Annotated in this window: 9 protein-coding genes; all 9 read left to right on the forward strand. The window is 49.8% G+C overall.

The genetic code is table 11. The features are described 5' to 3' along the window. The first annotated feature begins 212 nt into the window (after nt 1-212). Nucleotides 213-1799 carry a glycosyltransferase family 39 protein gene (locus WC052_05485; GenBank protein ID MFA7287085.1) on the forward strand — a complete coding sequence of 529 codons (1587 nt, stop codon included), beginning with the start codon at nt 213-215 and terminating at the stop codon, nt 1797-1799. Beyond that, on the forward strand, nt 1796-2350 hold the full coding sequence (locus WC052_05490) for a hypothetical protein (protein MFA7287086.1): 555 nt from the start codon (nt 1796-1798) through the stop codon (nt 2348-2350). Before WC052_05485 ends, WC052_05490 begins: the two co-directional genes overlap by 4 nt. After that, complete coding sequence (locus tag WC052_05495) at nt 2344-2658, forward strand: hypothetical protein (protein MFA7287087.1); 315 nt, start codon at nt 2344-2346, stop codon at nt 2656-2658. Before WC052_05490 ends, WC052_05495 begins: the two co-directional genes overlap by 7 nt. Then, complete coding sequence (locus WC052_05500) at nt 2655-3068, forward strand: HIT family protein (protein ID MFA7287088.1); 414 nt, start codon at nt 2655-2657, stop codon at nt 3066-3068. Before WC052_05495 ends, WC052_05500 begins: the two co-directional genes overlap by 4 nt. A gap of 54 nt (nt 3069-3122) precedes the next feature. Further along, nucleotides 3123-4331, forward strand: coding sequence for a CAP domain-containing protein (locus WC052_05505; GenBank protein MFA7287089.1), 1209 nt, complete (start codon nt 3123-3125; stop codon nt 4329-4331). Nucleotides 4332-4703: 372 nt separating this feature from the next. After that, nucleotides 4704-10574, forward strand: a complete 5871-nt coding sequence (locus WC052_05510) for a thrombospondin type 3 repeat-containing protein (GenBank protein MFA7287090.1) — start codon at nt 4704-4706, stop codon at nt 10572-10574. Between the two features lie 88 nt (nt 10575-10662). Beyond that, a complete protein-coding gene (gene rfbB, locus WC052_05515; GenBank protein ID MFA7287091.1) occupies nt 10663-11676 on the forward strand; it encodes a dTDP-glucose 4,6-dehydratase in 1014 nt (337 codons plus the stop codon). A 2-nt stretch (nt 11677-11678) separates the two neighbouring features. After that, a complete protein-coding gene (locus WC052_05520; protein ID MFA7287092.1) occupies nt 11679-12209 on the forward strand; it encodes a hypothetical protein in 531 nt (176 codons plus the stop codon). Between the two features lie 3 nt (nt 12210-12212). Continuing rightward, on the forward strand, nt 12213-12788 hold a 576-nt coding region (locus WC052_05525; protein MFA7287093.1), incomplete at its 3' end, for a sugar nucleotide-binding protein.

The following is a 12788-nucleotide window of genomic DNA, read 5'->3' on the forward strand; positions in this document are numbered from 1 at the left end:
ACACTGAAGATGCCATGCTTAGAGAAGAAAAAATTTCCGGTAACGACTGCAGCTGCACCTATGACAGCAAGACCAAGCACGAGATGGAATGGCTGGGGTATGGCGGTGAAGAATGCCGTAGCAGTCGCGACGGCAGTGAGCATTGAGGTTAGGAGCCACGGGTTAGACATAGCTGTAATTGTAGCCGCGGCGGGTGTACGGCACAAATATTTATGAAACTATCACCACGAATAACAGATTCTGTAGTGCCGGTGACAATCGCCATTGTTGCTTTTGCTTTGTATGCCTTTTTCCCGTGGGCAACGAGCCGAGATACAATGCTTCGTTTTAATTCACCCGACGAGACGGCGAATTATCTCTTTAGTGAGCGGCTAGCTACTGGCATGGGTCTTTCTATTCCAGAGCCACTCCTTGAACGGTCGGGCGGAGTACTGCATCCGCGCTCTACCGTTGCCGTTCAGGCAACAATAGCACCAGCCAGCTTTATTGGTTTGCCCGTATTTTACGGCGTCATCGGGTTTGTCCTGGGTATTGGTATTCTTCCTTATTTAACGCCAGTTGTGGCTTCACTCGCGCTCGTAGCCCTATGGGGAATATGGCGAAGACTATTTGGTGAACGACTTGCTACTCTGGCAACGGTGCTGACTGCTATTCATCCGGCTTATTGGTATTACGCCAGTCGTGGTTTTTATCACAATGTGCTTTTTTTGGCGCTTGTGATTTTTAGTGCTTGGTCCTTTTTTCGTTTTCGAGAGACTAGATACAGCGTGGAGTGGCTGGTGGTGTGCATATTTTTCCTCGTTGGTGCACTGTTTGTCCGCACGGTGGAGGTTTTGTGGCTGTTGCCGTTACTTCTTTGGGTGTTGTGGAAGGAACGAGAGCATTTGCGAATTACCCACGGCATCATTGCCGGGGCGGTGCTCGGCGCATTTCTTTCTTTAGCGTTACTTGGTTTTGCAGTTGTTTACTCGGCGCCGCTCCCAACGGGGTATCATCAGGCGGCGGCGGCAGTGGCATCGAGCGCCAGTGGTGCGTTTATTACCGCCGCTCGATCGATACTACTTCCACTTGGTTTTGACGCCGGGCGCATCATAGCGAACATTTTCAATAACGGGTTTTTACTTTTTCTTCCCTTGTGGCTGTTTGTCGCCATTGGTTTTCGCGCCATGCGCCTTCATGTACCTCGGTTTTATATGGTGGCAATTGGCTGGGTGGGTGCGTGGCTGCTTGTTTATTATGGTAGCTGGTTCATCAATGATTCCGTTGGATTTCAAACGGTAACCGTTAGCACCTCGTTTTCTCGCTATTGGCTGCCGTTGTACGTTATAACAATGCCACTCGTTGCGTTTGGCGTTACGAGCCTTGGTAAGCAGCTCGGTAGATTGCAGCTCGTAGCAGCACTTGGTTGTTTGGCACTTTTTACATTTTCGTTTAGCCTCGTCTACTTTGATCCAATTGAAGGTTTTACCGCTGTGGCGGGCAGGCTTCAAACTTATCGAGCGTTAAGTAGAGAAGTGAATCAGCTGACGACAAGTACCGCAGTCATTGTTAGCGACCGTTCAGACAAAGTTTTTTTCCCGGATCGCCGGGTTATTAGCCCGGGCAGCCTGCCATTCTCAATGTACCCTGAAGTGCTCACCGGTATTGGGGCGGTGGCAGATGTCGTGCCGGTGTATGTGTATGTGCCCCATGAGGTTGACGCTGACACCGTGGCCAGGCTACGAGAGCGGCAAATAGTATTGCAGCCCCCTGTGGCGTTAATGAACGGCGGTTGGTTGTACCCCTTGTTGCGTCTATGATGTCGAAACTAAGCATTGCTGCAGTCGCTTTGCTGGCAGGCCTGTGCCTGTTTGCTGTTGTCGTTGGCCTGGCACCGCGTGGTGCGGCGATATACAGAACGAACCTTTTGAAGCCGTCGGCAAATTTTTCTGATGTGTATCCTCGTGGACGAGTGGCGGTTACTGCCACTGGCGTCGAGCTTCTCGCAGAGCCGGTCTATGTTGATGTACGGGTGCCACGCAGCATGGATGCTGTGGCTGTATGCCTAACTGGCATTCAGAGAGCTGCAATCACGCTCGGCATTCGGCGACAGGGTGGCGCGTGGAATTACGAAACCGTGCCGTATGTCGTTCCGCAAAAGGAAGACGAACAATGCTTTCAGACATTCAGTATGAGCACTGCCGTTTTAGAAGACGGTCGATTGCGTTTGCTTATTTCTGCGCCGGTTACGGCCGGAAAAATTGAATTAACGAATGCAACAGTGCACTTCACCGGCCAGCCGCTTAGCCTGGCGTTGGTGCTACATAAGTTGAATACGACACTGACGGTCATAAAAAGCGCACTATGGTAGAGAATCAAAAACAGTTACTGCGTTCGCTCGTGGGGGCAGCAGTCATTCTGACGTGTACCACCGTTGTAGAGTTGTGGCACCCGGGCCTGGTGCGTCAGGGCCTACCCTTACTGTGGCTTTGGTTTGCTCTCGTGGCTGTCATTCTTGCGGTTGTCTTACGAATCTCCTCAGCCGTACGTATGAACTTTGCTGAGCTTGTACTAGTGAGCCTCTGCGTTGGTGGTATACTGGCTGCAGTGGCTGGTCTAGAAATAGGAATCATCGGGTTTTTAATTTCTTTTGTAACCGCTCTCTTTTTTATATTATGAATGACTCGTGTATTTTTTGCTGCATCATTGCCGGCACAGTGCCAGCGGAAAAGGTTTATGAAGATGAGGGTGTGATTGCTTTTTTGGATATCCACCCAATTCGGCCAGGGCATACCTTGGTTGTACCAAAAGTTCACAGCACGAACCTCCTCGATGCAGAGGCCTCGTCGCTCGCCGCCCTTTCAGCAACCCTCCCTAAATTGGCCAATGCAGTTATCCGTGTCACTGGGTCAACGGGCTGCAATATTGGCATAAACAATGGTGCTTCTGCTGGTCAAACGGCGATGCATTTACATGTGCATGTGATTCCGAGAATTGAAGGGGATGGCCTGGTTTCTTGGGGACATTCTGAGCCGACTTCAGAGGCACTAGCAGATCAGGCCCGCGCCATTCGAGAGGCAATGCATTGACGAAGGTCAATATTTCTGCTATTTTTCAACGTTATTTTCAGCCAGTAAAGAAAAATGCCGCCAAAGAATTCACCAAAGACGCATATCACTAAACCACGAGCGCATCGCTCAAAACTGCATGCTTTTGTTCATCGTCATGCAAAGCGTGGATTTTGGGTGGCGGTGGACCATTTATTTCCACACGCTGGAAATGACTATCGGCCACATCTCATACGGCATCGAACGCTATTTGGCTATAGCATCATACTCATATTGCTCAAAGTTATCGTCATTCTCGGGCCGGTGGCGCTGCCCTCGTCTAGCCTTTATTCGAGTGCCATTACGGCAAAAAATATCATCGCGCTTACGAATCAGGCACGGCGGAATCTTGATTTACCAGATTTGAAGTCAAATGAGCAATTGGCCGAGGCGGCAGCCAGGAAAGCGAATGACATGTTGGAAAACGGCTATTTTGCGCACACCAGCCCCAAAGGCAGAACACCGTGGGATTGGATCAAAGACGTTGGTTATCGCTATCGGCGAGCTGGGGAAAACTTGGCTGTGCACTTCCAGGAGGCGGAAGACGTTCAAGGTGGATGGATGGCTAGCCCAACGCATCGCGCAAACATTGTAAACCCGGTCTACAGTGAAATAGGTATCGGCACCGCAATGGGGGAATTTGAGGGTGTGAAAGCAACCTTTGTGGTGCAAATGTTCGGCACTCCTGCCGTAGAAGCTGCCGAACCAGTTTCCGCACCAGTTGAAAAGCCGAGCATAATTAACGAGAAACGCCTAAGCGTCATTGATCGCAAAAATAAGGTCGATGTCCGAGTAGCGGCGGCTGAGGCGGAAGTGGTCAGCGCTTCTTTGGCCTATGTCAGCACTGATTTGATTCGGGAAGGAACGGCAGACGAGTGGAAAGGGTCGATTCAGTATGAGCCTGGCACATTGCCTGCCACTGGAGAGCCGCTACTCATTACTGCCGCTAAAGCTGGATTTCCTCCCGAAACAAAGGCGGTGGCGCTCATTGCTCCTGACGCCTCGATTCAGAAGTTCTTCATCTTTAATGAAGGATCCGATAAGTACAGTTCGTTTTTTAGTGGCTTAGTTAAGGTTGGCAATCTGAATGATAAGGTTCGTGAGTTTTACCTCGGTTTCGTAGTATTTCTATCTGCCGGTGTGCTTATGTATATGTTCACCTCTCGACTAAAGATTCGCCACCCTTCGATGCTCAGCCATTCTTTGGCTGTTGTTGTTTTGGCTGTATTTCTACTCGTTGTTTAGTTATCAACAGGGTGGGTTAAGCAGTTATCCACAGTTTTTTACAATAAGTTAGTTACAATTTTTCCCTACTTTTAAGTCTATTTACCTCGCTTTACTTGACATTTTCAAATAAAGCTTCTAATGTGTGTAAGTTAGAGATGGGATGTATTTACGAAAGGTCTCTAAGCATAAATTCAAATATCTGTAAGCCAATGCGCTTACCTACGGCTAAAGGGAGAGGGATTTAGAAGGGCTTCAACGAAGCCGACGAGAAAAAAATAAAAATACATAAAACATCGCACCCGTTCGCGTCACTCAAGATTAGCGTGCTTTTTTGTGCGCTTTCACCTTCCATTATTTGCACATACCTTGTTTATATTAGTTTGATGTTTTATGTATAAACTTTTTAGCGCTTTAACAAATCGAGTTACGTCGGTGGTCAGTTCGGAAGGCCCGAATTTTATACTAGGTTCTCAAACACGAACTCGCCTGCGACGGGGCAGCGCGTTCTTTACGAGTGCCACCATGCTGCTCGCGCTTGTTGCGCCGGGCGGTGCTTTGCTGTTGCCAACGCACGTTGCGAATGCTGCGGACGTACCGGTGCAGATTTTCTACGATAATTTTGAAAGAGCAAACCAGTGGACAGTGCAGGAGACTGGTGGAAATCAGCCAAAGAGGAATTATGCGGAGAGTGTATTCACTGGTGCGCCATTCACCGACATGTTTGTTGGGGTTGATGATGCACCAGCTGACCCAAACACTCATGGCAAAGGTTACTTTTTTGAGGGATCTACGAATAAAGATCCAGATGACAACGCCGGTCGGGAGATTGCAACCATGGGCTACGCTCAGCTTACCGTGCAATATACACTGAAGACGAAGTTAGCTCCTGGCAGCCGATTCAGTGTTCAGTATATGTTGGACGACGATGCGGCATCGACCGTGGTACTACCTGATGTAACGGTATCGCAAGAACGCACGGTCATGAGCTTCGATGTGTCGAATGTCGAGCGTCATGCCAAGTTGACCTTACAGTTCTTTATGCATGGGGTTGGTAAAGACGGTGGTCCACAGGACGGCGCTGGTCTCGACGATGTACGAGTCTTTGGCTCAGTTCCTCCTTTCTTTTATGACGGGTTTGAAGGCAGCACAGTCAATAACGCACCAGATGGTTGGACAACAGTAAACCACGCGTTCGTTAGCCGCAGAGCTTCAAATAATGAGCGGGTTCATTACACAGACGATAACACCCCAGACAGAGGGCAGGGTGTGCGAATTGATGGCGTCGATGGTTTAAGTAGTGCCATTTATAGGACGATAAGCACGGTCGGTATTACGAGCGGGATTCATGTCGCTTATGCGCGGCGTGTGAGCTTGATGAACAAGGTTGATCAAGGTCTCTATGTTTACTACACCACTGATGGGTGGCAAACACAGCATGAACTTGAGAAAAAAGTCATTGTTGACCCGGATGATATGCTTATTTCTCACCTCGTCTGGACCTCTTCCGAGCCGTTGGTTGGTGCAGAGAATAACCCAAATTTTGGACTTCGTTTTGAGGTAAACGCTCCTAACGTGGATAACTTTGTACGTTTGGATGATATTACGGTTTGGGGTGAGGGTGTGGCGCCGGAAGTTCCTACTGCCTTAATATCCGGTTTTGTCTATCACGACACAAACAACAGTCATACTTTTGAATTTCCAGAACCAGGAGTTGCTGGCCGCAAGGTGCAGATAACCGGTCAAGGTACAAGCACCCAAGCCACGACTGATGCAACTGGAAGCTTTACGGTTGGTTCACTTTTGTCTGGCGACTATACGGTTTGCCAAGTTGATGTGCCGGCTGGATGGGTAGATACCCAGCCCACTATCGGTCCAGATTGTGGTAATGGCACTATTGGTTATTTAGTCCAATTGACCCCCGGTCAAGCTTTCACTACTGCCATATTCGGTACGCTTGGTTTGTCGAGCATTACCGTAACGAAAGCCGTGAACCCAACGAGCAGTTCTAGCCAGGTTTTTGATGTGACCTTCTCTAAAAATGGCGTTCCTGATGAAATCGCACACTTAACTGTAGGCGGTTCGTATTCATTTGATGAACTTCTTCCTGGTTCAGTAACGGTTACGGAAGCAGACGTGCCAGGGTATGTTTTTTCGAGCCTTGTTTGTGGTGATATTGCCTACCAGAACGGGCAGTCAATTTCCATAAACGCAAACGAAAACTTGAATTGCACACTGACAAACACGAAACTCGGCAGTATTACCGTGGTTAATCTTTCGCCAGCAAACGCTGGCAACTATGGTTTCAGCCTAACAAAGGAGCCGGCAACCCCGGCAGGCAGTGCAACTATCACGAACAGCAACAGTCACACCTTCGGTAATCTTGGCGTTGGTACCTATGGTATAACGCAAACTGAAGTGCCAAGTGGTGTTACTCCTGATCCATCACCTGTTTGTACCAATGGTGAGGTCTTCGGCGCGATTAGTTTGACGGCTGGCGAAGATGTCACTTGCACATTCAACAATACTGCGCTCGGCAGCGTCAGCGGCATGAAATTTGAGGATGAGAATGGCAATGGCGTACACGACCAAGGCGAACTAGGTCTGGCTGGTTGGACCATCACACTCTCCGGCAACGGTGTACCGTCAATACCAGTCGAAACTGGAGCTAACGGAAGCTACTCGTTTAGTAATGTTGCAGCAGGCACCTACACGCTTTCAGAAACAATGCTGCCTGGTTGGCACCAAACCGCGCCAGCAAGCGGAACGTATGAAGTTACCGTGAGCGAGGGCGAGGATGAAATTGGTAAAGACTTTGGTAACTTTGAGGGCTTCACAATTTCCGGTAAAAAGTTTAACGACATAAACGGCGATGGTGTTCGCAATGGGACAACCGACTTAAACCTTCATTCGTGGAGAATTAGTCTTGACCTCGTCGGAACCAGCACAGTGCCAAACTGTGAACAAGGTACAGGGGAAGAGCCGAGATTAATTTATGGCGAATACTGTCAAGTATTTACCGACAGTTTCGGTAACTACGAATTTCCGAACCTCGGCCCTGGTGAGTACATCGTTTCGGAGCTCTTCTCCACAGACCAACAGAGCGGTTGGTATCAGACAGCACCAACAAGTGCCACTGGTCTTGGTGGTCAAGACAACGGTACCTATGAGGTTTCAGCTGCTTCGGGTGTTGACCGCGTAGGTCGCAATTTCGGAAACGCTGAGTTCGTTTCGATTGTCATAACCAAGGATGTCAGTAACCCACTTGAGGCACCTGTTGGAGCAGTATTCAGCTTTACCCTTAACGATGGCGAGCCAATCACACTAGTTGACGGTGGTTCGCGTACGTTTGGCGGTTTGAAGACAGGTGCGTACACGGTCAGCGAAGGCACAAGTGATGGTTGGTCTTTTGAAGGGGTGAGTTGCGCGGTTAATAGTGGCGCTCCTGTAACAAATGCGAACCTAGACCTTAACCCGGGTGATATAGCACGTTGCACCTTCACTAACACGTTTGTTGATGTAGACACCGATGACGACACTATTCCTGATAGTGCCGACAACTGCCCAACCGTGCCGAACTTCGATCAAAAAGATTCCGATAAGGACGGCATTGGTGACGCGTGCGACACTGACGACGATGGCGACGGCGACAACGACACCGAAGACAACTGCCCACTTGTAGCCAACCCAGGGCAAGAGAATGCCGATGGTGATTTGTTCGGCGACGTTTGTGACACCGACGTCGATGGTGATGGCGTAGCTGACAAAACGGCGAACAGCGATGACACCTTTACCGACCTGGCCGTTCCTCCTGGTGACAACTGCAAATTCGTGGTGAACCCACTTCAAGAAGATAAGGATGGCGACAATATTGGCAATGTCTGTGACACCGATGACGACGATGATGGTGTAAAAGACGATGATGGTGATGAGGTAACGCCATATGACAACTGTCCATTAACGGCAAACGCAGACCAACTTGATGCCGATGAGGATGGTATTGGTAACGCCTGTGACACTGATGCCGATAACGACACTGTTGCCGATAAGGATGACGAGGGGAATGGTGTATTTACCGACCGCACCCCTACGGATGTTCCGGCGGTGGACAACTGCCCACTCGTGGCAAACCTTGATCAAATTGATACTGACGAGGACGGTATTGGCGACGCCTGTGCGAATGATTACGACGGCGACACCATTTTGAACCCGGTGGACAACTGCCCACTCGTAGCCAATCCATTGCAAGAGAATTCTGATGATGATTTGTTAGGCGACGCTTGCGATCCAGATGACGATAATGATGGCGACATTGACACAGCAGACAATTGCCCACTCACAGCCAACCCAGACCAAGCAGATGCGGATGGTGACGGGAAGGGCGACGTCTGTGATGTATCGCAGCGAATTGATGGCACTAAGTGGAACGATAGAGACTTCAGTCGCACGAAAGGGGACGGTGAGGTTGGCGTAAGTACTTGGACGATTGCCATTGGTAAAGTTGGCACACCAGGTGAGAGCGGCCCAACACCAGTTGAGATTGTTGCCCTCGACACAACCAACATTTCCGGAGAATTTAGTTTGCGCGTACACCAGAGTGGTACCTACAGAATCTATGAAGGGAAGCGAACTGGTTGGGTGCAGACCTATCCAGTGGCAGTAAGTACACCAAACCAAACAGTCACCTGTGCTGAGGGGTTGGCAGATTGTACCGTTGGTGATCTGGAACTCGGTGTCTACTACACGGTAACCGTTACCCTAGGCGAAACCGAAGGCCCAATTATCACCAAAGATAGTAGCGCAAACGACCTTGCCTTTGGTAACTTCGAGCAGTCGGTTATCACGGCATGGAAGTGGAACGACGTTGACAATAATGGTCTGTGGGACAACCAAGAGAGCACCATTAGTAATTGGACATTTGCTTTGGCGAAGGTTGATACCAGCGAACAAGAGGGAACACCACCAGTAGACGTGGTAGCGATTGCGAGCACGAACGAGAATGGCGTGGCCGCTATGCTGACCCCTGAACCAGGCACGTACGTTGTGCTCGAGGCAGCGGCACTGAACTGGTCACCAACCCATCCAGCAGTCGTTTCTCCGGCAGTAACCGTTACCTGCACCATTACTGGTTGTGACGGTTTGACCTTTGTAATGGATCGGTACTACACGGTTAATGTTTCGGCTGGTGGCCTACTTATTACGAGCGATAACAGCGGCGAAGAACTTCAGCTAATGACTTTTGGTAACCACTTGAACGTCATCTTCAGTGGCATTAATGCCATTAGCATTACGTCTTCAACGGCTCAAGTAATTTGGACAACTGACCCGGCGGGTACAAGTCGCGTTGTGTACGACACAACATCACACCCGACTACTGACACCAGTGCAAACTTTGGTTACGGTTCTACGTCACCAAACAACGCTGCCTTCACAACTTCGCACGGAGTAGATTTGTCTGGGCTCCCGGCGAGCACCCTTATTTACTACCGTGTCATTTCGGCTGGCTCTGGTTCAGTTGAATCAATTAGTGAGCAGCACAGCTTTACCACAAACGCTGGTGGTGGTGGCGGCGGAGGCGGCGGCGGTGGTGGCGGCGGAGGCGGTGGTGGATTTATTCCAACCGGCCCAACCGGCGTAGCGGTAGCTGTTGCTGAAGGCAGCCCAGTGTCTAATCCGAACGTTAACTTGGTGCTCACCTTTGGTTCTGACGTCACAAACATTGCCGTAGGTAACTTGTCGGATGTTTCTGACTCCACTGGATTTGAGAACCCAGCCCCGAACAAGCCATGGATTCTTATACCAGGCGACGGCCTCAAGACGGTGTACGCCAAGTTCCGAAATGCGAGCGGTGGCACCACTATTGTGAGTGCGAACACGCAGCTCATTACAACCACTGGTGGCGGTGGAACACCTCCCGTAATTCCTCCTGTTACCCCTCCAGGCACAACTCCAGTGACTCCTCCAGCGGGTGAGGTACTGGGTGAAGAGACGACCGCACCAGCTGGTCCAACTGGTTCTGCCCCCGCAGCGGGCGGTAGCGCTCCAGCGGGTGAGGTCCTTGGTGAAGAGGTAATCGCACCAGAAGGTGAGCCTGAAGAGGAACCAGTAGTGCCGACAGTCGAAGCACCGACTGAGGTTACGAACACACCAGCAACCGGCTGCTACAAGATTCTTGGCATCTGTTGGTGGTGGTGGCTCATCGTACTAATTGTTCTCATCTACCTCTGGTACATTTACCAGCGCGACGACAAGGACAAGAAGTAAGAACTGTAAGAGTGGCAAAAGGCTCGGCATACGCCGAGCCTTTTGTTTTGTTGTCGGTGTGGCAAAAATTGTATAGAATTACCTTACTATGACTGAGAAAAAAATACTTGTGGCGGGTGGGGCAGGCTTTATCGGCTCTAATTTTGTTCACCATATTTTGGAAAAGTATCCAAATTATAGGATTGTAAATTTTGACAAATTGACCTACGCCGGCAACCTCGACAACTTGGCTGACCTATTGACTGAGTCGCGGTATGAATTTGTTAAAGGTGACATAGCTGACGAAGCGGCAGTAGCGGCTGTTCTTTCAACTGGCATTACGGATGTGGTAAATTTTGCCGCTGAAACACACGTGGACAGAAGTATTCACGTTGGCTCTCGAGATTTCGTGTTAGCAAATGTGCTTGGTGTGCAGACATTACTAGACGCTGAGCGGAAGATTCCTGGTATTCGACACCTGCAAGTTTCGACCGACGAAGTGTACGGTTCGCTAGAGCTCGACGACGAAACCGCGTTTACCGAAGACACGCCATTTACGCCGAACGTTCCTTATGCGGCTGCTAAGGCCGGTGGTGACCTTTTGTGTCGCGCCTTCTTTAAAACTTTTGGAAGTGATGTCCTCGTAACGCACTGTTCCAACAACTACGGGCCGTATCAATTTCCTGAAAAGCTCATTCCGTTTTTTATTGACCGAGCAATGAACGACCAACCGTTGCCGCTTTATGGCGACGGGAAAAATGTTCGTGATTGGCTGTATGTTCGCGACCATTGCGAAGCGCTCGACGCTGTGTTGCATAAGGGTACGGCGGGGGAGGTATACAATATCGGTGGTCATTTTGAGCGGCCAAATATCGACATTGCCCGTATTATTTTGCGAGCGCTTGGGAAAGACGAGTCACTCTTAACGTTTGTAACTGACCGCCCAGGACACGACCGTCGCTACGCCATTGATGCTTCTAAAATTGAAAGAGAGCTTGGCTGGAAGCCGAGATATAATTTTGAGACGGCTATTCAAGAAACAGTGCAGTGGTACCGCGAACACCAGGATTGGGTGGAGGCGATAAAACAGCGCTCGGCAGCCATTAATGCTCACGTAGAGTAGACATGAACCTTGAAATTGCTGGTCTTGTTTTGACCTTGAACAAACGCATTCGAGACGATAGGGGATTTTTGGGCGAATTGTTGCCGGGTGGTACAGACAATGCGCTGGCGGAAAACGGTATAAAAAATATTTATCTGTCGGTGGCGACCGGTGCGTTCCCACGAGCTGGGCACTACCATCACGAGCAAATTGAAAACTTTTTTCCGATTACCGGCTCGGTCATTTGGGCGTTTAAAGATTTTCGCGAAGCTTCACCAACCTTTGGCGTAGTGTGTGCCGTCGTGGTAACTAAGGATAACGGTCGCTTCAGGACAGTCGACCCCAAGGTCAAACTCATAGACGCTACGGAAGCGTTCATTGGGCTTACTGTTCCGGCCGGTGTCTACCACGTGTATTGGCCGCTCTTCGGCGAGACCAGTGAAACCGTCTGCGTGGCGTCAACGCCATACAACCCCGCGGATTACGTAAACATTATTCCCGATTCAATGCCAGACATAGTGACTTTGGTGAAGCCCATTGTAGAGAAAGCGTAAGGTATGCGCATTGCTATTTTGGGTGCCAACGGTTTACTTGGGCAGTCTTTATTGTCACTTCCTGTGGTTCGTGAGCACACAATTTTTCCACTCGACCAGCAAGAGCTCGACATTACTGACACTAAGGCGGTGGTGAGTCGCTTCGACGAGTTGGCACCAGAACTTATTATTAACGTGGCCGCTTACAATGCGGTGGATGCGGCTGAATCTTCTGCCGAGGGCCGCCAGTCGGCCTTTCGCATTAATGCCGACGCAGTCGGCGTACTCGCTAAGGCCGCTCATACTATCGGCGCTACGTTTGTTCACTACAGCACGGACTACGTCTTTGATGGGTTGAAAGAGGTTCCGTACGTGGAAACCGATACGCCTAATCCACTCTCTGTGTACGGAGAGTCCAAATGTAAAGGTGAGGAATACGTGCTCAGAGAAATTGATTTGGGGCTCAGAGGATATGTCATCCGCACCTCTCGCTTGTTTGGTGGCGCTAACGCCACGGGTCAAGGGAAAGAATCTTTTCCAGATTTGGTTCTTCGTTTATGTGGCGAGAAACAGCGGCTTGAATTTATTGATGGTTTTGAA

The sequence above is a fragment of the Patescibacteria group bacterium genome, from assembly GCA_041675205.1.
Lineage (GTDB): Bacteria > Patescibacteriota > Patescibacteriia > GWA2-46-9 > GWA2-46-9 > JBAYUF01.